Origin of the sequence: Pseudoalteromonas sp. SCSIO 43101, from assembly GCF_023650775.1 — a bacterium.
In the GTDB taxonomy this organism is placed as follows: domain Bacteria; phylum Pseudomonadota; class Gammaproteobacteria; order Enterobacterales; family Alteromonadaceae; genus Pseudoalteromonas; species Pseudoalteromonas apostichopi.
In genome coordinates, this window is record NZ_CP072673.1 from 1,924,497 (window position 1) to 1,945,556 (window position 21,060).

15 protein-coding genes are annotated in these 21,060 nt (G+C 41.0%); 7 read left to right on the forward strand and 8 right to left on the reverse strand.

Features of this window, described 5'->3' with window-relative positions:
* Window positions 1-51: 51 nt before the first annotated feature.
* The 5 genes from rpsA to gyrA all read right to left on the reverse strand — a co-directional run bounded on the left by rpsA (window position 52) and on the right by gyrA (window position 7,767).
* Window positions 52-1,719, reverse strand: coding sequence for a 30S ribosomal protein S1 (gene rpsA / locus J8Z25_RS09030; RefSeq protein WP_054551350.1), 1,668 nt, complete (start codon window positions 1,717-1,719; stop codon window positions 52-54).
* A 92-nt stretch (window positions 1,720-1,811) separates the two neighbouring features.
* Complete coding sequence (cmk, locus tag J8Z25_RS09035; RefSeq protein WP_130051431.1) at window positions 1,812-2,525, reverse strand: (d)CMP kinase; 714 nt, start codon at window positions 2,523-2,525, stop codon at window positions 1,812-1,814.
* A 104-nt stretch (window positions 2,526-2,629) separates the two neighbouring features.
* On the reverse strand, window positions 2,630-3,910 hold the full coding sequence (gene aroA / locus J8Z25_RS09040; protein WP_250660934.1) for a 3-phosphoshikimate 1-carboxyvinyltransferase: 1,281 nt from the start codon (window positions 3,908-3,910) through the stop codon (window positions 2,630-2,632).
* Between the two features lie 2 nt (window positions 3,911-3,912).
* Window positions 3,913-5,001, reverse strand: coding sequence for a 3-phosphoserine/phosphohydroxythreonine transaminase (gene serC / locus J8Z25_RS09045; protein ID WP_250660935.1), 1,089 nt, complete (start codon window positions 4,999-5,001; stop codon window positions 3,913-3,915).
* Window positions 5,002-5,070: 69 nt separating this feature from the next.
* On the reverse strand, window positions 5,071-7,767 hold the full coding sequence (gyrA, locus tag J8Z25_RS09050; RefSeq protein ID WP_130051428.1) for a DNA topoisomerase (ATP-hydrolyzing) subunit A: 2,697 nt from the start codon (window positions 7,765-7,767) through the stop codon (window positions 5,071-5,073).
* 176 nt (window positions 7,768-7,943) lie between these two features.
* Here gyrA and ubiG point away from each other — a divergent pair, with 176 nt between their 5' ends.
* From ubiG to yfaE, 5 genes are all read left to right on the forward strand, one after another.
* Window positions 7,944-8,654: a bifunctional 2-polyprenyl-6-hydroxyphenol methylase/3-demethylubiquinol 3-O-methyltransferase UbiG gene (gene ubiG / locus J8Z25_RS09055; RefSeq protein WP_105174078.1), complete on the forward strand. Its 711-nt coding sequence runs from the start codon at window positions 7,944-7,946 to the stop codon at window positions 8,652-8,654.
* Window positions 8,654-9,328, forward strand: coding sequence for an HAD family hydrolase (locus J8Z25_RS09060; RefSeq protein WP_130052287.1), 675 nt, complete (start codon window positions 8,654-8,656; stop codon window positions 9,326-9,328). The genes ubiG and J8Z25_RS09060 overlap by 1 nt, the downstream gene beginning before the upstream one ends.
* A 392-nt stretch (window positions 9,329-9,720) precedes the next feature.
* On the forward strand, window positions 9,721-12,006 hold the full coding sequence (gene nrdA / locus J8Z25_RS09065; protein WP_250660936.1) for a class 1a ribonucleoside-diphosphate reductase subunit alpha: 2,286 nt from the start codon (window positions 9,721-9,723) through the stop codon (window positions 12,004-12,006).
* Between the two features lie 70 nt (window positions 12,007-12,076).
* Window positions 12,077-13,207, forward strand: a complete 1,131-nt coding sequence (nrdB, locus tag J8Z25_RS09070; RefSeq protein WP_130051426.1) for a class Ia ribonucleoside-diphosphate reductase subunit beta — start codon at window positions 12,077-12,079, stop codon at window positions 13,205-13,207.
* Window positions 13,207-13,479, forward strand: coding sequence for a class I ribonucleotide reductase maintenance protein YfaE (gene yfaE, locus J8Z25_RS09075; protein ID WP_130051425.1), 273 nt, complete (start codon window positions 13,207-13,209; stop codon window positions 13,477-13,479). Before nrdB ends, yfaE begins: the two co-directional genes overlap by 1 nt.
* On the opposite strand, the gene J8Z25_RS09080 is transcribed toward yfaE, so the two are convergent.
* A complete protein-coding gene (locus J8Z25_RS09080; RefSeq protein WP_130051424.1) occupies window positions 13,476-14,003 on the reverse strand; it encodes a YaeQ family protein in 528 nt (175 codons plus the stop codon). The two genes, yfaE and J8Z25_RS09080, sit on opposite strands and share 4 nt — an antisense overlap.
* A 154-nt stretch (window positions 14,004-14,157) precedes the next feature.
* Between J8Z25_RS09080 and J8Z25_RS09085 the strand changes: the two genes are divergently transcribed.
* On the forward strand, window positions 14,158-16,560 hold the full coding sequence (locus J8Z25_RS09085; protein WP_130052286.1) for a TonB-dependent receptor: 2,403 nt from the start codon (window positions 14,158-14,160) through the stop codon (window positions 16,558-16,560).
* A 98-nt stretch (window positions 16,561-16,658) separates the two neighbouring features.
* Here the strand turns inward: J8Z25_RS09085 and glnS are convergent, their stop codons facing one another.
* Window positions 16,659-18,326, reverse strand: a complete 1,668-nt coding sequence (glnS, locus tag J8Z25_RS09090; RefSeq protein ID WP_250660937.1) for a glutamine--tRNA ligase — start codon at window positions 18,324-18,326, stop codon at window positions 16,659-16,661.
* A 228-nt stretch (window positions 18,327-18,554) separates the two neighbouring features.
* On the opposite strand from glnS, the gene J8Z25_RS09095 reads away from it, so the two are divergent.
* A complete protein-coding gene (locus tag J8Z25_RS09095) occupies window positions 18,555-19,625 on the forward strand; it encodes a DUF3083 family protein (protein ID WP_239978011.1) in 1,071 nt (356 codons plus the stop codon).
* Window positions 19,626-19,674: 49 nt separating this feature from the next.
* Here the strand turns inward: J8Z25_RS09095 and argA are convergent, their stop codons facing one another.
* Window positions 19,675-21,015, reverse strand: coding sequence for an amino-acid N-acetyltransferase (gene argA, locus J8Z25_RS09100; RefSeq protein ID WP_167657603.1), 1,341 nt, complete (start codon window positions 21,013-21,015; stop codon window positions 19,675-19,677).
* Window positions 21,016-21,060: the final 45 nt, after the last annotated feature.

Here is a 21,060-nt window from a genome sequence, read left to right on the forward strand (position 1 = left end):
GAGTGGTAAAGGAAGGGCAAAACTGCCCTTCCAATTTTAAAAGACTAGATATTAGTCTTTTTGAGCATTTTTGAATGCTGCAGCCATAGCGTTTTCGAACGCTGGCTCTTCTTTCTTAAGCTTCTCTAGTACTTCTTTCTCTTCTGCTTCGAAAAGAGCTTTAACAGATAAGCTTAAAGTGCGGTTCTTACGATCAACACCAACGTATTTCGCTTCGATTTCGTCGCCTGCAGAAACTACAGTAGTAGCATCTTCAACACGCTCTTGAGCGATATCAGCTACACGGATGTAACCTTCAACGCCTTCGATAAGCTCAACAGTTGCGCCTTTCGCATCAACTTCAGTCACTTTACCTTTAACAATAGCACCTTTTTTGTTTGCGTCCAGGTAGTTATTGAATGGGTCAGCTTCGATTTGTTTAACGCCTAGAGAGATACGCTCACGCTCTGGGTCAACTTGTAATACGATAGCAGTGATTTCGTCGCCTTTCTTGAATTCACGTACAGCTTCTTCGCCAGGCGTGTTCCAAGAAATGTCTGAAAGGTGAACAAGACCGTCAATACCGCCTTCAAGACCGATGAAGATACCGAAGTCAGTGATTGATTTGATCTTACCAGTAACTTGGTCGCCTTTGTTTTGTAGACGAGCAAATTCTTGCCATGGGTTAGCAATACATTGCTTAAGACCAAGAGAAATACGACGACGCTCTTCGTCGATTTCAAGAACCATAACTTCAACAGTGTCACCTAGTGAAACAACTTTTGAAGGGTGGATGTTCTTGTTAGTCCAATCCATTTCAGAAACGTGTACTAGACCTTCTACGCCTTCTTCGATTTCAACGAAACAACCGTAGTCAGTAAGGTTAGTTACACGACCAGAAAGCTTAGAACCTTCTGGGTAACGACCAGCGATAGCTGCCCATGGATCTTCGCCAAGCTGTTTAAGGCCTAGAGATACACGAGTCTTTTCTTTGTCGAATTTAAGAACTTTAACTGCGATTTCGTCGCCAACATTAACGATTTCTGAAGGGTGCTTAACACGCTTCCACGCCATGTCTGTGATGTGTAGTAGACCGTCAACACCACCAAGGTCAACGAACGCACCGTAGTCAGTAAGGTTCTTAACGATACCTTTAACTTCTTGACCTTCAACAAGGTTAGCAAGAAGCTCTTCACGCTCTTGTGAGTTTTCTGATTCGATAACTGCACGGCGAGAAACAACAACGTTGTTACGTTTTTGGTCAAGCTTGATTACTTTGAACTCAAGCTCTTTACCTTCAAGGTGAGTTGTGTCACGTACTGGACGAACATCAACAAGTGAACCAGGTAGGAAGGCACGGATTGAATCAACTTCAACAGTGAAACCGCCTTTAACTTTACCGTTGATAACACCAGTAACAGTCTCTTGCTCTTCACATGCTTTTTCTAAGCGGATCCACGCTTCGTGACGCTTCGCTTTCTCACGAGAAAGGATAGTTTCACCGAAACCGTCTTCGATTGCGTCTAAAGCAACATCTACTTCGTCGCCAACAGCAACTTCTAGTTCACCAGCAGCATTTTTGAATTGCTCAGCAGGGATTGCACTTTCAGATTTAAGACCAGCATCAACAAGTACGATGTTGTTCTCGATTGAGATAACAGTACCTTTAACGATAGAGCCTTGCTCTGCTTCAAAACCCTTAAGGCTTTCTTCAAATAACTGCGCAAAATTTTCTGACATTATACGTCTCTAAATAATTAAATAACCAATTAGCAACCATGCTGCATGGGGTTGTTAAAATAGCGCTGGCTTCCTGCCGGCACCTTAATAAATTACTTTTTAGCTTTTGGAAGCTTTCCTGCAAGTACTGCTTCGTCGAGTAAAGTTACAACTTTATCAAACACTTGCATTGCATTGAGCTCACTAGTATCAAGCTCAATAGCGTCTTCTGCAGGAACAAGCGGCGCAACTTCACGCGTCATATCGCGGTGATCACGAGCTTTTATGTCCTCAAGTAGACCACTTAGTGTAACATCAAGACCGCGTTCATTCAACTCAGCAAAGCGACGACGAGCGCGCTCTTCAGCTGATGCGGTTAAATAAATTTTCAATGGTGCATCTGGAAACACAACTGTGCCCATATCACGACCATCGGCAATTAGGCCGCTCTCAGTACGAAACGCACGTTGACGACGTAATAATGCTTCTCTCACCCGTGGTAATGCAGCAATTTTTGATGCCGCAGCACCCACTTCTTCGTTGCGGATTGTGGTTGTGACGTCTTCGCCTTCCAAGACAATTTTAGAAGTATGTGTTTGGCTGTCGACCAAAAACTGTACATCTAAGTTTGCAGCTAATGGCACTAGCGCATCTTCATTATCTAGTTCAATTTGATGATGAAGCGCTGCAAGTGACAGCACACGATAAATCGCTCCACTGTCTAATACATCCCAACCTAATTTCTCGGCTAACAAGCGACAAACAGTTCCTTTACCTGAACCACTTGGGCCATCGATGGTGATTACGGGCATTGATAACGCCTGCATTTATAACCTCCTGCAATGCACACCAAAATAAATCCGCGATATTATACGTCAGTTCTTAAAATAGATCCGCATCTAGAGTGTAACTTTTTATATTTTCTTCTGTTTTATTGACTTGAGACAGACTCTAGTACTTTGAAAAACGTTGGAAAAGTTTTGTATGTACATTTAGGATCGTTAATGGTTATCGGCTTCCCGCCAACAGCAACCATCGCAAAACACATGGCAATACGGTGATCGTTGTACGTATCAATCGCTACATCATTGAATGTTTTTGGTGGTGTTATTTCGATGAAATCTTCACCCTCAACAACTTCTGCACCAACTTTTCGAAGCTCAGTAGCCATTGCATATAAACGGTCTGTTTCTTTTACACGCCAGTTATAGATATTACGAATCGCCGTTGTACCTTTTGCGAAAAGCGCAACGGTTGCGAGAGTCATCGCTGCATCAGGGATTGCATTAGCATCAATATCAACCGCGTTCAGCTCGCCTTTACGAACCACCAGCTTTTCATCGTACCAATCGATTTTAGCGCCGACTTGTTCCATAACTTTGGCAAAACCAATATCACCCTGAACAGATGCAGCACCTACCCCATTAATTTCAATTTCGCCGCCTGCTATTGCAGCCGCCGCAACAAAATAAGAGGCGCTTGAAGCATCACCTTCGACCATAATACGCTCAAGTGCTTGATACTGCTGACAGCCTTTAACGTAAAACGTTTCATAGTTGTCATGACTCACAATAACACCAAAACGCTTCATCACATCTAGGGTAATATCAATGTAAGGCTTTGATACCAGTGTGCCTTTAATGGTGATTTCTGTGTCGCCATTAAATAATGGCGCCGCCATTAGTAACGCAGTTAAGAACTGGCTCGAAATACTGCCATCAATTTCAACTTTACCGCCGCTGATTTTGCCGCCTTTAATGGCCAGTGGTGGATAGTCTTTATGCTTAAGATATTCAACATCACCACCCAGAGCTTGCAGTGCATCAACCAAATGGCCGATTGGGCGCTCTTCCATACGTGGCTCACCCACCAGCTGATATTCGCCTTCTACAGCAGCTAATACAGCTGTCAGTGGACGATAAGCAGTACCAGCATTGCCTAAAAATAATGGCTCACTTGGGGTTTTAAATTTACCTGCAACCCCCTCTACGGTAGCCACTGTTTTATCTTCATTAAGCGATACATTTACGCCCAAAAGATTTAACGCACCTAGCATATGACGAATATCATCACTGTCGAGAAGGTTTTCAACAACCGTTGTGCCCTCTGCTAGTGCTGCTAACAGTAAGATGCGGTTTGATAAACTTTTTGAGCCTGGCAGTGTCACACTACCATTTACTTTTGAGATTGGTTCAAGACGAAGCTGTTCCATAATTAGCTGTGCTCCTTGGCGAATTTTTCCATAAAATTAACCAAAGCTTGAACACCTTCAAGTGGCATCGCGTTATAAATGCTTGCGCGCATACCACCAACAATACGGTGGCCTTCAAGGGCTAATAAGCCTGCTTCTTTTGACTCATTAATGAATTTTTCATTCAATGATTCATCGTTTAACCAAAACGGTACGTTCATGCGTGAACGGCAATGCTTGGCAACTTTATTACTATAAAAATCTGAGCTATTAATAAAGTTGTAAAGTAATTCTGCTTTTGCGATGTTTTGCTCTTCCATCGCTTTAACGCCACCGTTTGCTTCAAGCCATTCAAATACTTCAGCAGCTAAGTACCACGCAAATGTAGGTGGTGTGTTATACATGCTGCCTTGTTTAGCTTCTAATGCGTAATCAAGAATTCCTGGCTTTGCAAGGCCTTCACGTTCAAGTAGCGTTTTACGAATAATAACAATCGATAAACCAGACGGGCCGATATTTTTTTGTGCGCCAGCGTAAATAAGATCAAACTGATTTACATCAAATTCGCGCGATAAAATAGTCGATGACATATCAGCAACAATCGGTGCAGATGGATGTGATGGTACTTCGAAAATCTCAATGCCATCTACGGTTTCATTCGGGCAATAGTGAATGTACGACGCATCAGCAGGTAATTCCCAACTGCTTGCTGGTTTGATAGAGAACTGACCATTTTGCTGTTCATCATCACGTACATTAATACTTTCAACAGCAGTGAATTTAGCAGCTTCTGAAGTAGCACCTTTAGACCATACACCGTTTTCACAGTACACAGCTGGTTTATCATCAAGGTGAAGATTCAATGGCACAGCACTGAATTGACCACGGCCACCGCCGTGCATAAATAACACTTCAAACTCATCACTAATATTCATTAAGCGACGCAGGCTTGCTTCACATTTAGCAGTAAGTGCTAAAAAGTCGCTGCTGCGATGGCTAATTTCCATCACAGAGACACCTAAACCTTGCCAATCTATAAATTCTTTTTGTGCTTTTTGCATAACTGCCGGCGGTAGCATTGCCGGTCCTGCACAAAAATTATATTTAGTCATTACTTTGCCTCATTCCAGTAATTATAGTGCGGATAAAAAAAGCGGCCGAAGCCGCTTTTTAAATCAATGTTATTCTGAAGGTGGGTTATCACCCGTTTCTTCAGTATTGGTATCGACTACTTCAACGGCCTCGCCTTCGATGGCTTCAAGCTCATCAACTTCGATTTCTTCGATACGTTGTAAACCAACTACTTGCTCTTCGTCAATAGTTCGTATCAAAATAACGCCTTGAGTATTACGACCAACCGTAGAAACCTCATTAACACGGGTACGTACTAATGTACCGCGATTAGAGATGATCATGATTTCGTCGTTTTCGTCAACTTGTACTGCACCAACCACAGCGCCATTACGCTCGCTTACTTTGATTGATACAACACCTTGTGTTGCACGGCTCTTCGATGGGTAATCTTCAAGTGCTGTACGCTTACCGTAACCGTTTTCTGTCACCGTTAGGATCGCACCATCTGACTTAGGTACGATTAACGACACAACGCGTTGGTCGTCAGCCATCTTAATACCACGAACACCCGTTGCTGTACGGCCCATCGGACGAACACCTTTGAAGCGGATTTCCGGGTTACCGTTTTCGTCTAGTACAGGGTTGCCGTTTTCATCAACAACTTCTGACTCTTCTGCTTCTTTAAAGCGGACAACTTTACCGGCATCAGTGAATAGCATGATTTCATTCGTGCCATCAGTGATATCAACACCAATTAGACTATCACCTTCATTCAGGTTAACTGCGATAATACCGCTCGCACGTTGACGGCTGTATGCTGTAAGTGGTGTTTTCTTAACTGTACCAAACGCAGTGGCCATGAAGATGTATTTATCTTCTTCGTACTCACGTACTGGTAAGATAGCGGTAATACGCTCATCAGCTTCAAGTGGTAATAAGTTAACAATTGGCTTACCACGCGCTGCACGGCTTGCTAATGGTAACTGATAAACTTTCAACCAATATAAGCGACCTGCCGTTGAGAAACACAGAATTGTATCGTGTGTGTTAGCAACCAATAGACGCTCGATGAAGTCTTCATCTTTCATCTTAGTTGCTGACTTACCTTTACCACCACGGCGCTGTGCTTCGTAATCAGAGAGTGGTTGATATTTAACGTAACCTTCGTGAGAAAGCGTTACGACAACGTCTTCTTCATTAATTAGGTCTTCAAGGCTAATATCGTGAGCAGCTGCACTGATTTCAGTACGACGTTCGTCACCATATTGCTCTTTAATTTCTACTAGCTCGTCGCGGATAACTTCCATTAAACGATCTGGGCTTGAAAGAATGTGTAAAAGCTCAGCAATTAGATCAAGTAAGTTTTGGTACTCGTCTAAGATTTTCTCATGTTCAAGACCTGTTAGTTTGTGTAAACGAAGGTCTAAAATTGCTTGTGCTTGTTGCTCAGATAAGTAGTACTGACCGTCACGGATACCTAAATCAGCCGCTAACCAATCAGGACGTGCTACGTTATCTTCACCTGCTTTTTCAAGCATAGCTTTAACTGTACCAAGTTCCCAAGGACGAGCTGTTAATGCTGCTTTTGCTTCTGCTGGGGTTGGTGACTTACGAATAAGTTCGATAATCGGGTCGATATTCGCAAGAGCAATCGCTAAGCCTTCAAGCGTGTGAGCACGGTCACGGGCTTTACGTAAATCGAATACAGTACGACGTGTAACAACTTCACGGCGGTGAACGATAAACGCTTCAAGCATTTCTTTTAAGTTGAAACACTTAGGTTGGTTGTTATCAAGTGCAACCATGTTCATACCAAACACAGTTTGTAACTGAGTTTGTGCGTATAGGTTGTTTAAGATTACTTCACCAACATCACCACGTTTGATTTCGATAACGATACGCATACCGTCTTTATCTGATTCGTCACGTAGTGCGCTAATACCTTCAATCTTCTTATCTTTAACTAGCTCAGCAATTTTTTCGATTAGGCGCGCTTTGTTAACTTGATAAGGAATTTCGTGAACAATAATGGTTTCACGACCAGTTTTTTCGTCAACTTCGATTTCAGCGCGAGCACGGATGTATACTTTACCACGACCCGTTAAATACGCCTGCTCAATGCCTTTTTTACCATTGATAATCGCCGCAGTCGGGAAATCCGGACCCGGGATATATTCAATAAGGTCAGCAATTGACATGTCTGGGTTTTGGATCAGCGCTAAACAACCATTGATAACTTCTGTTAAGTTATGAGGTGGGATGTTTGTCGCCATACCAACAGCGATACCCGAAGAACCGTTTACTAATAAGTTAGGTACTTTAGTAGGTAATACGTCAGGAATTTGCTCAGTACCGTCGTAGTTCGGTACGTAATCAACCGTTTCTTTTTCTAAATCAGCTAATAATTCATGTGACATTTTCGCCATACGGACTTCCGTATAACGCATTGCTGCCGCAGAGTCACCGTCAACAGAACCAAAGTTACCTTGGCCGTCAACAAGCATGTAGCGTAATGAGAAAGGCTGCGCCATACGAACGATGGTGTCATATACCGCGCTGTCGCCATGTGGGTGGTACTTACCGATTACATCACCAACAACACGTGCTGATTTCTTGTAAGGTTTATTCCAATCATTATTGAGTTCGTTCATTGCGAACAAAACGCGGCGGTGAACAGGCTTTAAGCCGTCACGTACGTCTGGCAATGCACGACCTACGATTACACTCATGGCATAATCAAGGTAAGAATTTTTTAATTCATCTTCAATATTGACTGGCAGAATTTCATTGGCGAGATCAGTCATTTGATTTCACATTCCTTCAGTATTGACTCATTAAGAGGCAAATCGCCGTCTTAAGAGCTTTAGTTATTATTTCCTGACCATGCTATCACAATTTATTTAGATTTACAGGCGCTAAATCTTTGCGATTTATTAATTTACCCCTATATAATGGCCTCAGATTAACGAGGAAGTTTTTTATGACCGAGCATCAGAATGTAGATAATGCAGAAATTGCAAAGTTTGAAGCCATCGCAGAACGTTGGTGGGACCGCGACGGAGAGTTCAAACCCCTTCATGAAATAAATCCTCTTCGCTTGGATTTTGTCGCAGATAAAGTGGGCGGCTTATTTGATAAGGAAACCTTAGATGTTGGCTGTGGTGGCGGCATCTTAAGTGAAAGCATGGCCCGTATGGGCGCTAAAGTAACTGGCATTGATATGGGCCAAGAGCCATTAACCGTTGCTAAGTTACATAGTTTAGAAACAGGCGTGCCTGTTGATTATATAAAAGTACCTGCAGAGCAATTTGCTGCTGAGCACCCTGCTCGCTTTGATGTTGTGACGTGTATGGAAATGCTTGAGCATGTTCCAGATCCTGCTTCTATTATTCGCGCTGTAGCAGAACTTGCTAAACCTGGTGCCGATGTATTCTTTTCAACATTAAATAAAACACCAAAAGCTTATTTGTTTGCCATTGTTGGTGCTGAAAAGCTATTGAAAATGGTACCTGAAGGTACCCATGACCATAAAAAATTCATAAAACCTGCACAGCTTATTGCATGGGCTGAAGAAGCGGGATTAAAAGTACGCGCCAGTACAGGTCTTAACTATAATCCGTTTTCTAAGCAGTACAGCTTAAACGATGATGTAAGTGTTAATTACATCCTGCACTTTGAGAAACTAGCGTGATGAGTGGTGTGCAAACACCCTCTATCGATTTTGATGCCTTTATCTTTGATTTAGATGGCACTCTACTCGATACTGCGGATGACTTAGGTGGTGCATTAAACCGCGTTTTAGCAGATGCCAATGTGGCCCCTGTTGCTGAACATGTATATCGCCCTGCTGCTTCTAATGGTGCAAATGCATTATTAGAAGTAGGCTTTGGTGATAAATGGCCAGAACTTGAACAACTCGCTTTGCGCCAACAGCTTCTTGATTACTACGCCGAAGATATCGCTGTACACAGTAAATGCTTTAATGGCATCGAGCAGCTTTTAATTGCACTTGAGCAAAACAATATTAAGTGGGGCATTATGACTAATAAGCCCGGCTTTTTAACTGAGCCCTTAGTACAAGCTATACCCTCTTTGAGTAAAGCGATGGCGGTAGTAAGTGGCGATACATTAGCTGTTTCAAAACCATCTCCCGATCCACTTTTACACACAGCTGAGATCTTAGACGTTGATCCGTGTCGCTGTTTATATATCGGTGATGCTGAACGTGATATTCAAGCTGCAAAAGCTGCCAATATGTATAGTGCAACGGCGTTATGGGGTTACATACCCAGTGTTGATGCTGCTCTTGACTGGCAAGCGGATTTCAATTGGCAAACACCCATTGATGGATTTAACCATATATAGTGTTATTTGATAGATGAAACACCATATATTGTGATTTGATTCACTTTTGAGCATTCTTTGATGATAAAAAAATCAGTCAAAATTTATTTTTAAAAACGATAAATTTTCTGGATCTTTTGTTGATTTCTACAAATTTCGTCTTCTATGAATGTTCAAAGGTTAATGGTTACTAACACAATACGTTTATCCAATAGTTATCCACAAAATGGGGCAATTCTATCCCTTGCAAAACAACGCAGACCACACTATCTTGTGATCTGCAATTTAAACAACACCAGATATTGTGGCTAAATGTTATTCAATTAGTTCACCCTGGTATTGAATAATAATAATTACATAAAGAATACCTTTGTCTTTACAACGATAATTTCCCAAGGAATACAGGCAAAACTATGAACCAACAGCTATCTGTAAGCAAACGTGACGGCCGTAAAGAGTCACTTGATCTAGATAAGATCCATCGCGTGATCGCTTGGGCCGCAGAAGGTCTAGAGAATGTGTCTGTCTCACAAGTTGAATTAAAATCTCATATTCAATTTTATGACGGCATTCGTACCGATGACATTCATGAAACAATCATCAAAGCTGCAGCTGATCAGATCTCTAAAGATACGCCTGATTACCAATACCTAGCTGCTCGCTTAGCTGTATTCCATTTACGTAAAAAAGCGTACGGTCAATTTGAGCCACCACGCTTATATGATCACATCACGAAATTAGTTGAAGACAAACGTTATGATCAACACCTTTTGGTTGATTATACCGAGCAAGAAATTGACGAGTTAGATGCTTACATCGATCACAACCGTGACTTAAACTTCAGCTACGCTGCTGTAAAGCAACTTGAAGGTAAGTATTTAGTTCAAAACCGTGTTACTGGTAAAATTTACGAAAGTGCACAGTTTTTATATATCTTAGTTGCTGCAAGCTTATTCTCTGATTATCCAAAAGAGACGCGTATTGATTACATCAAGCGTTTTTATGATGCAGTGTCTACCTTCAAAATTTCGTTACCTACGCCAATTATGGCAGGTGTTCGTACGCCTACACGTCAGTTCAGCTCATGTGTACTAATTGAATGTGGTGATAGCCTAGACTCTATTAATGCGACATCATCTGCGATCGTTAAATATGTTTCGCAACGTGCTGGTATTGGTATTAATGCGGGTCGCATTCGTGCGCTTGGTAGCCCTATTCGTAATGGCGAAGCGTACCACACAGGTTGTATTCCATTTTATAAGCACTTCCAAACTGCTGTTAAGAGCTGTTCACAAGGTGGTGTTCGTGGCGGCGCAGCTACGCTGTTCTATCCACTTTGGCATTTAGAAGTTGAAAATTTATTAGTTCTAAAGAACAACCGTGGTGTTGATGATAACCGTGTGCGTCACCTTGACTACGGTGTGCAGTTCAACAAATTAATGTATAGCCGTTTAATCAAAGATGATTACATCACATTATTTAGCCCATCAGATGTTCCGGGTCTATACGATGCATTCTTTGAAGATCAAGCGAAGTTTGATGAGCTATACATCAAGTACGAGCAAGACGAGTCAATTCGTAAAAAACGTATTAAAGCGATTGAGTTATTCTCAATGTTTGCACAAGAGCGTGCGAGCACAGGTCGAATTTACTTACAAAACGTTGACCACTGTAATACGCACAGCCCGTTTATCTCGACTGTTGCGCCAATTCGTCAATCTAACCTATGTTTAGAAATTGCATTACCAACTAAGCCTCTTAGCAATGTAATGGACGAAGAAGGTGAAATTGCCCTTTGTACGCTTTCAGCGTTTAACTTAGGTGCAATTGAGTCACTTGATGAATTAGAAGAGCTTGCAGAGCTTGCTGTACGTGCTCTTGATAACTTACTTGATTTCCAAGACTACCCTGTTCCTGCGGCTAAAAACGCAACTATGGGTCGTCGTACGCTAGGTATTGGTGTTATTAACTACGCATACTACTTAGCGAAGAACGGTAAGCGTTACTCAGATGGCAGCGCAAATGCCCTAACTCACAAAACATTTGAAGCTATTCAATATTATCTAATGAAAGCATCAAATGAGTTAGCGAAAGAACGTGGTGCGTGTCCTAAATTTAACGAGACAACGTATTCTCAAGGCATTATGCCAACAGATACTTATAAGCGTGACCTAGATCAGTTCTGTGATGAGCCTCTTCACTTAGATTGGGATTCATTACGCGAAAGCATTAAAGAGCATGGTATGCGTAACTCTACGTTATCTGCACTTATGCCTTCAGAGACATCATCGCAAATCTCTAACGCAACAAATGGTATTGAGCCACCACGAGGTCATATCAGCGTTAAAGCAAGTAAAGATGGTATCTTAAAGCAAGTAGTTCCAGATTATGAAAATCTGAAAGATAACTACGAGCTACTGTGGGATATTCCTTCAAACGATGGTTACCTACAGCTTGTTGGTATTATGCAAAAATTCGTTGACCAAACGATCTCTGCAAACACCAACTATGATCCATCTAAGTATGAAGGCGGTAAAGTACCTATGAAGGTGCTATTAAAAGACCTACTGACTGCGTACAAACTCGGTGTTAAAACTCTGTATTATCACAATACACGTGATGGTGCATCAGACTCTCAAGATGAGTTAACACCAGAGGTAGAAGATGACGGTTGTGCAGGCGGCGCTTGTAAAATCTAATTAAATTAATAACATAACAAAAGCGGGCTCATTAGCCCGCTTTGTCCTGACTGTTTTTTGAGAAATCACTATGTCTTATACAACTTTTAGCCGAAATCATAATAACCAATTACAAGAACCGATGTTTTTCGGCCAAACGGTAAACGTGTCACGTTACGACCAACAAAAGTACCCTATCTTCGAAAAGCTAATCGAAAAGCAACTTTCGTTCTTTTGGCGTCCTGAAGAGGTTGATGTAAGTAAAGACCGTCTTGACTTCCAAGCGTTACCAGATCACGAAAAGCACATCTTTTTAAGTAACTTAAAATATCAAACTTTACTTGATAGTGTGCAAGGTCGTTCACCTAACGTTGCGTTACTACCAATTGTGTCTATTCCTGAGTTAGAAACGTGGATTGAAACATGGGCGTTTAGTGAAACGATTCACAGCCGTTCATATACACACATTATTCGTAACGTGACGCAATCTCCTGAGCTTATCTTTGATGATATCGTAAGCAACGAGAAAATCAGCGAGCGTGCTGATGCCGTAACTAAATATTACGACGATTTAATCAACATGATTTCTGTTTACAACCTTTACGGTGAAGGAAAACATGTGATCAACGGTGAAGAGGTTAAAGTCAGTTTATTTGACCTTAAAAAGCAACTTTACCTTGCTATGATGTCGGTGAATATTCTAGAAGCTATCCGTTTCTATGTTAGCTTTGCCTGTTCATTTGCATTCGCAGAGCGTGAATTAATGGAAGGTAATGCGAAAATTATCAAGCTAATTGCACGTGATGAAGCTCTACACCTTTCTGGTACACAACACATCTTAAACATTATGCAAGAAGGTAAAGACGATCCAGAAATGGCCATCGTTGCCGCACAATGTCGCGAAGAAGCGATTCAGATGTTTGTTGAAGCAGCTGAGCAAGAAAAAGATTGGGCAGAGTATCTTTTCAAAGATGGTTCAATGATTGGTCTTAACAAAGATATCTTATGTCAATACGTTGAATACATCACTAATGCCCGTATGACTGCAGTAGGCCTACCAGCTCAGTTCGAAAGTAAGAGTAACCCTATTCCGTGGATCAACTCTTGGTTAGTATCTGACAATGTTCAAGTTGCCCCACAAGAAGCTGAAATTAGCTCTTACCTTGTAGGTCAAATTGACTCTCAAGTTGATGCATCTGACTTTGGTGACTTCGACCTGTAATGAGCTCAAACACAACTGCAGAGGTTATCCTTGCAGGAACAGACAGCCAGAATCTTGAATTTGATTCTGGCTGTTCATCTCTCCTTGAATGCCTAGAACAACACAAAATAGATGTCCCCTACCAATGCCGTGAAGGCTATTGTGGCGCATGCCGTGCTAAATTAGTCGAAGGTGATGTGAGTTATAATCAAGAGCCACTCGCGTTTGTGCGGGCAGGTGAAGTATTACTATGTTGTAGTAAACCCAATGGAAAAGTAAAACTTGAGCTTTAATGCCATACAAGCTCGCTAGTTTGGTAGAAATTTTCTTTATCAGAGACACTCACCATTTGCTGATCAATTGTAACATCCCACTGTAGATTTTTAGTTAAATGACTCGCCAACTGCTCAATGAAGTTATCATCAAACGCAATTAAATGACCATTACTGATCAGCTCCAACTGATGTTCATTTTCTTGTAACCAATTGTTGTTTAATGTTGTTACAACCCAAAGCTCGTCAACTCTTTTAGCTATTTTATTGAGTTGTAAAATATCCGGTTGGTCAACAGCAAGCCATGTTTGATAATGCTCATCTAATGCTTTTATTGACACATCCGGTTCGCCATGACTGAACTTTGCATTCAGCATCGCTGTTTCGTTGTGTGAAAATAAGCAATAACTTAAAAGCTTAAGAACAAAGTGTTGATAGCTTTCACGACGGTCACAAGCAGTAGTAAACACCTCTTTGTGATTGCGGTGCTCTCTTAAATCAGCAATGGTGAAATTTGCTTTAAAGACTCTATTTTTATCAGACATAAGATTTAGCCATCCAAAAGTAACAGCCTAAGTATAGTGTATGGTGTTAAAATCGCGACTTAATGGAAAGTTATAGTATAACGTTATTGCGATTGAAAAATTGCAGTGTTATATTATAACGCAACACTTAACAACAAACTTAGAAGTAGTAATGATGAAACAAGTTTCAATTCTTTCTAGTGCTGTTGCCGCTGCGCTGTTTTCTCAATCCACAATGGCTGCTGTGATCACAGGTCAAGTATTAGATAAAAACCAACAACCTATCAGCAATGCTGAAATACACGTACACGGTAAATCTCAAAGCGTTGTTACTGACAAACAAGGTCAGTTTAAAATTGATGTAGACAACCAAGGTCAACTACACATCAGTAAAAATAATTTCATCGATAAACGCATTGCTATTAATGGTGACGATCAAAACCTAGTCGTTACACTTACACCTACTTCCGTTGAAACGGTTGTTGTTTATGCATCAGCACTTCATAAGAATAGTCTTGAGATGATTTCGCCAGTTAATGTATTAGCGGGCGATGAACTAAAAGACAAGGCTAAACCTACACTAGGCGAAACACTAAAAGGTTTACCCGGTGTTAATGCAAGCTATTTTGGCCCTGTATCTTCTAGCCCAATTATTCGTGGTTTAGATGGTCCGCGTGTAAAAATCACCCAAAATGGTCTTGATAGCAGCGATGCATCACGAATTGGTCCAGATCACGCAACATCGAACGACAGCTTAGCAGCTGAGCAAATCGAAGTACTTCGTGGCCCTGCTACCCTACTTTATGGCTCTGGCGCAATTGGTGGTGTGGTCAACGTAGTTGATAACCGTATTCCAACGGATAACATTGATACTTTAACAGGTGCTGCACAATACACTCACGATACGGTATCAAATACCAACACTTATGCTGCAAAACTTGAAACCGGTAACGATGGTTTTAACTTCCATTTTGATGGTACTAAGCGTAAAGGTCATGACTACAAAACACCAACGTTCGAGCTTCCTGAAGAGCATGACGAACATGAAGGTGAAGATCATGAAGAACACGAAACAGCTAACAGTGTTGAAAACACCTTTATCGATAGCCAAACTGTTAACTTTGGTACAAGTTATGTTGGCGACCACCTAACACTGGGTGTTTCTTATGGTCGTATCGAAACTGATTATGGTATTCCTGCTCATTCACACCATCATCATGCGCATGACGAGCAAGATGAACATGAAGACGAGCATGATCAACATGAAGAACCTGTTTTCGCTCAGCTAGAGCAAGATCGCTGGCAAGGTTACATGAGCTATGCACTTCATGATAACTGGATTGAAAATATCTCACTACGCGTTGGCTACACCGACTATAAACATGCAGAAATTGAAGATGGTGCAGTGGGAACGGTGTTTACAAACAAAACAACTGAAGCACGTGCAACCGTTGAGCACAAGTTAGGCCTTTGGCACGGTATGGCAGGTTATCACTACACTGAGTCTGACTACGATGCAGATGGTGAAGAAGCTTTTACACCTGCAAGTGTGACTAAAACAAACGCAATTTTTATGCTTGAAGAGCGCCAGTTTGGTGATGTGACCGTTGAGCTAGGTGCACGCCTTGAAGATTACCAAATCGACTCTGCTGTAAGCATGGCTGAGCATCATCATGATCACGATCATGAAGAGGAAGAAGAGCACCATGACGAAGAAGCTGAAATCATCAACTACAGTGAAGATTTCACAAACCTGAGCTTATCTGCAGGTGCAATTTGGCAATATCAAGAAGGCCAAAGTGTAGCTTTAAGTGTGTCTCGTTCTGAACGTGCGCCACTAAGTGCTGAATTACTGTCAAACGGTGTTCATATCGCAACAGGTACCTACGAGCTTGGCTTAGGTTATCATATTGAAGACAGCGAAATTCATTTTGAGCCAGAGGATATCGAGCAAGAAACTGCAACCAACTTTGATTTAAGTTTCCGCCGTTTTATTGGTGATTTTGGTTATACAGTTAACTTCTTCTATAACGACATTGAAAACTACTACTACCAGCAAAATACAGGTTTGGTATTTGATGAAGAGCATGGCTTAGAATCTGCAGCTGAAGCAGACGAAGATGCAATGGCGGTTTATCAGTTCAGTAGTAAAGATGCAAAATTATACGGCATTGAATTTGACGTACACTATCAAGTAACGCCAAGTGCCTTGGTTAAAGTGTTTGGTGATTCAACAACCGCTAAACTAAAAGATGATGAAGGTTATTTACCTCGTATCCCAGCTAATAAACTAGGCTCTGAATTACAGTACACAATTGCTGATTGGAAATTTAGCCTAACAGGGACTCATTATTTTGAACAATCAGACATTACTGCTTACGAGACAAAAACTGACGGTTATACCCTGTTTGATGCATCAGCTAACTACCAACTTGACCTAGGTCCTGTGGATACACAACTTTATATCAATGTTGACAACTTAACCGATGAATTAGGCTTCGTACACAGTTCATTTATTAAAGAAAAGGCTCCACTACCAGGTCGTAACTTCAGCCTAGGTATTCGTGGCTATTTTTAATCTGATTTAACTTTTAATAGTTATAAAAAAACCCTTTCACTTTAAAAGTGAAAGGGTTTTTTATTAAGTTTAGAAACTTAAACAATTAGTAAAAGGGTTTAGCCTTTCTGTTCAATCTTCGCCCATGAATCTCGAAGACCCACAGTTTGATTGAATACTAATGAATCTGCTTTGCTATCACGACAGAAATAGCCTGTACGCTCAAACTGGAAGCCCTGCTCCGCTTGTGCATTAGCAAGTGAAGGCTCTACTTTAGCATTTGCAAGAACCACTAGAGATTCAGGGTTAAGTGTTGCGTTAAAGTCTTCGGCAGCCGCTGGGTTTGGTACGTTAAATAAACGGTCGTATAAACGAACTTCAGCTGTGATAGATTCACTTGCTGATACCCAGTGAATTACACCTTTAACCTTACGGCCATCACTTGGGTTTTTACCCAGAGTTTCAGGATCGTAAGAACAGAAGATAGACGTGATTTCGCCATTTTCGTCTTTTTCAACGCGCTCAGCTTTAATTACATATGCACCACGTAAACGTACTTCTTTATCAAGCACTAAACGCTTGAACTTGTTGTTTGCTTCTTCACGGAAGTCTTCACGCTCGATATAAAGCTCACGAGTGAAAGGCACATCACGGCGACCCATCTCTTCTTTATTCGGGTGATTTGCAACAGACAAGGTTTCTACTTTATCTGCGTCATAGTTCTCGATAACAACCTTGACCGGATCAAGAACAGCCATTGCACGTGGTGCATGCTCATTTAGGTCTTCACGGATACATGCTTCTAACATGCCCATTTCAACCATGTTTTCTTGTTTAGTGACACCGATGCGTGAACAAAATTCACGTACTGAGGCAGGTGTATAACCACGACGACGTAGACCAGCAATCGTTGGCATACGTGGGTCGTCCCATCCTTCAACATGGCCATTAACTACTAAGTCGTTTAATTTACGCTTAGACATAATGGTGTATTCAAGATTTAATCGTGAAAACTCGATTTGTTGCGGATGACACTCAAGGCTGATGTTATCTAATACCCAATCGTATAAACGACGGTTATCTTGGAATTCAAGCGTACATAATGAATGTGTGATGCCTTCTAGCGCGTCGGAAATACAATGCGTGAAGTCGTACATTGGATAAATGCACCATTTGTCGCCCGTTTGGTGGTGATGAGCAAAACGTACACGGTATAAAATCGGATCACGCAATACCATAAATGAGCTTGCCATGTCGATTTTTGCACGCAGTACACACTCGCCTTCTTTGAATTCGCCATTTCGCATTTTTTCAAAAAGCGCTAGGTTTTCTTCAACTGGCGTGTCGCGGTAAGGACTGTTTTTACCTGGTTCTTTCAAAGTACCACGGTATTCTCTTGCTTGATCAGGAGATAAGAAACATACATATGCAAGGCCTTTTTCGATAAGCTCAACAGCATAACCATATAAAGCATCGAAATAGTTAGATGAATACTTAATTTCACCATCCCATTTAAAACCTAACCACTGCACATCTTCTTTAATTGAGTTTACGTAGTTGATGTCTTCTTTTTCTGGATTCGTATCATCAAAACGTAAATTACAAAGACCTTGATAATCTTGGGCGATACCAAAATTCAAACAAATAGACTTCGCGTGACCAATGTGTAAAAAACCATTTGGTTCTGGTGGAAAACGCGTGTGTGTAGTCGCATGCTTACCGCTTGCGAGATCTTCATCGATACGCGTTCTAATAAAGTTACTTGGGCGATTCTCAATTTCCGCCATAGGAGCATAATCCTCTGAATATTGCATGGTGACAAAACTAATGCATTATTACAAAAACAAACCCTAACATACAGTAGTAGAATCATGTTTATTGAAGATATTAAGTCGATTGTTGAATACATAGTTCACAGACTCAACAAAAACGGTAAAAAAATTGTTCTAACGCAATAAAATGATCATTGACTAACGATATAGTGCCACTAGTTTCACTACCAATAAGGAAAAAAGATGGCTTCGCTCAATCAACACCGAGTCTATATTCCAAGCTCAGCACGTGCAAATCAGTATGTGTTAGTTGAATTTAAACCTACTGATGAGTTTTTTGCCCAGTTCACAAATGTTAGCTGTGCTTATAAGCGTCTTGCAAGGGAGTTATTTGCACTCTGTGATGAGTATGAATTACACAACGTTCACTTAATCGCTAACGATAAACTGCCGGTGGTTCGTTACCATGATGAGGCGTATAGTTTAGAAACCGCGAAACAAATTTTATTTTTCTATAACCCTCAATACCATGAAGCACACAATGTGTTTGCTGATGGTGAACAAAAATGCAAAAAAATTCGTTTATTGTTCTTGGCGACTGGTGAAGATATTCGCGCTAATGCGGCAAGTTTTCATCATAATGTGCAGCGAGTAATAAACTCTTTACAAGAAAAGATATTAAGCAATCAGCCAGCTTTAAAAGTTCGTGATCACCAACACCTTACTTATGATTTATTTGCCAAAGCAAAAGGTCACAAAGAAAGCTATGGTTATAAATTACGAAGCTTGTATCCTCGCTTTCAATCTCGTCAATGTCATTTACCAACTGAACACAGTGAAATAGCTTATGCAGGTTTTTCGATTCCTGTGACTCGTGCTATCAAAACTCAATTTCAACATATGTTGAATGAAGAGAATTACACCGAGTTTTATCAATACATTTTTGATGCGTTTAAACGTGCTTGTGATAAACGCGGATTAACACTGGGTGCATTTATCGCTAATGGAACACGACCTATTGTCCGAAATAGTAATATTGATAACGCACAAAGTAACAGTGAACTACAAAAGTTAACCTTTGATTGCAGCTCTGAGCAAGTACAATTACAACAATATTGGAATGCAAATCAACTTGTTGATTCACTGCATTTCATAATAGCAGCAGCAGACAAAGACAAACATGACATTGGTTATGGCAAGTTTATGAATCATGTACAGAGTGCGATTAATGAAGTGACAGATGAACTGGCATTTAATCCAACTCGTCAAGATTTACGTGTTCGTTTTTATCAGCACATAAACTATCAATACTAACTAAGTTTAGTTTAATTAATCGAGGTGACGTATTCACGTCACCTTTTAATTATCGATTATTGCTTAGCTTAGTTAAGTCTAGTCGTAGCACCTTAGAACGACGCTCGTAGTTATAAAGTGCTTTTTTCTTTTCAGGTAATTCATCAACCGTGACCAGTTCAAAGCTTTGCTCTAAAAACCAATGAATACTACGGGTGGTCAACGCAAATAAATGCGAATAACCTGCACGTTTGGCTTTATTAATAATAAACCGCAGCAGAAAACTGCCACGGTCTGCATCTCGGTACTGAGGATGAACAGCAAGACTTGCAAACTCCCCCACTTGTTCATCTGCAAACGGATACAAAGCCGCACAGGCAATGATAAGCCCATCACGTTCTATCACAGTAAATTGTTCAATTTCAATTTCAAGCTGCTCACGAGAACGGCGTACTAAATACCCCTGCTGTTCAAGTGGCCTGATAAGATTAATAATACCGGTAATATCAGAGATGCTAGCACTTCGTAATTGTTCAGAGCTTTGCGGCGCGATTTGTGTACCAATACCATCTAATGAGAACAACTCTTGTAGTAACGCGCCGTCTTCTTTATAACTAACTAAGTGACAACGATGCACGCCACCACGACAGGCATCAATCGCCGCTTGTAAGAAAACCGTTGCACTTAAACATGCATCTGGTTGATTACGATAACTTGCTAATAGTTGCTCAGCTTCATTTGGCATTAACTCAGCAATCGCTTCACCATTTTCATCTAAAATACCAGCTTCTTGGCAAAACCCGAGCATTTTATCTGCACGAAGCTTTAGCGCTACTTGTGTTGCAATTTCTTCTGCAGTTAAGTTAAAGCTTTCACCGGTAACCGATGCCGCGATTGGTCCAAGTAATACAATACCGTTGTTATCTAATTGATGGCGAATCCCCGCGACATCAACACGTCTTACTCTACCTGAATGATGATAGTCTACACCTTCATCAACCCCTAAAGGTTGAGCAATAACAAAATTACCACTCACTACATTTAGAAATGAACCTGACATAGGAGTACTACTTAAAGACGTTGATAAGCGCGCAGTAATATCGAATTGCATAGCACCCGCGACTTTTTTAATGACTTCAAAAGTTGCATTATCAGTCACTCGTATCTCATTATGAAACTGACTAGTTATGCCAACTTGTTCAAGTGCCGCATTAAACTGTGGACGAGCCCCAAATACTAATACAATCTTAATACCAAGACTGGTTAGAAGCGCAACATCATTAATGATGCTACGACAACCAGACTGGTCAATCGCCTCTCCGCCAAGCATAACAACGAAAGTTTTACCGCGGTGAGCATTAACGTATGGGGTTGACTGGCGAAATCCATCTACCAATTCTGTGGTACGCACGTAATATTTACCTTATTAAAGTCGAGTGTTTTAATAAAAACAGAT

Bases quoted from the DNA above. Each gene is read 5' to 3' on its own strand.
- J8Z25_RS09085 (WP_130052286.1), top strand. From the start codon at position 14,158: ATGAAACAAGTTTCAATTCTTTCTAGTGCTGTTGCCGCTGCGCTGTTT.
- gyrA (WP_130051428.1), bottom strand. From the start codon at position 7,767: ATGACTGATCTCGCCAATGAAATTCTGCCAGTCAATATTGAAGATGAA.
- nrdB (WP_130051426.1), top strand. From the start codon at position 12,077: ATGTCTTATACAACTTTTAGCCGAAATCATAATAACCAATTACAAGAA.
- yfaE (WP_130051425.1), top strand. From the start codon at position 13,207: ATGAGCTCAAACACAACTGCAGAGGTTATCCTTGCAGGAACAGACAGC.
- J8Z25_RS09060 (WP_130052287.1), top strand. From the start codon at position 8,654: ATGAGTGGTGTGCAAACACCCTCTATCGATTTTGATGCCTTTATCTTT.
- cmk (WP_130051431.1), bottom strand. From the start codon at position 2,525: ATGCAGGCGTTATCAATGCCCGTAATCACCATCGATGGCCCAAGTGGT.
- serC (WP_250660935.1), bottom strand. From the start codon at position 5,001: ATGACTAAATATAATTTTTGTGCAGGACCGGCAATGCTACCGCCGGCA.
- J8Z25_RS09095 (WP_239978011.1), top strand. From the start codon at position 18,555: ATGGCTTCGCTCAATCAACACCGAGTCTATATTCCAAGCTCAGCACGT.
- glnS (WP_250660937.1), bottom strand. From the start codon at position 18,326: ATGGCGGAAATTGAGAATCGCCCAAGTAACTTTATTAGAACGCGTATC.
- rpsA (WP_054551350.1), bottom strand. From the start codon at position 1,719: ATGTCAGAAAATTTTGCGCAGTTATTTGAAGAAAGCCTTAAGGGTTTT.
- J8Z25_RS09080 (WP_130051424.1), bottom strand. From the start codon at position 14,003: ATGTCTGATAAAAATAGAGTCTTTAAAGCAAATTTCACCATTGCTGAT.
- ubiG (WP_105174078.1), top strand. From the start codon at position 7,944: ATGACCGAGCATCAGAATGTAGATAATGCAGAAATTGCAAAGTTTGAA.
- nrdA (WP_250660936.1), top strand. From the start codon at position 9,721: ATGAACCAACAGCTATCTGTAAGCAAACGTGACGGCCGTAAAGAGTCA.
- aroA (WP_250660934.1), bottom strand. From the start codon at position 3,910: ATGGAACAGCTTCGTCTTGAACCAATCTCAAAAGTAAATGGTAGTGTG.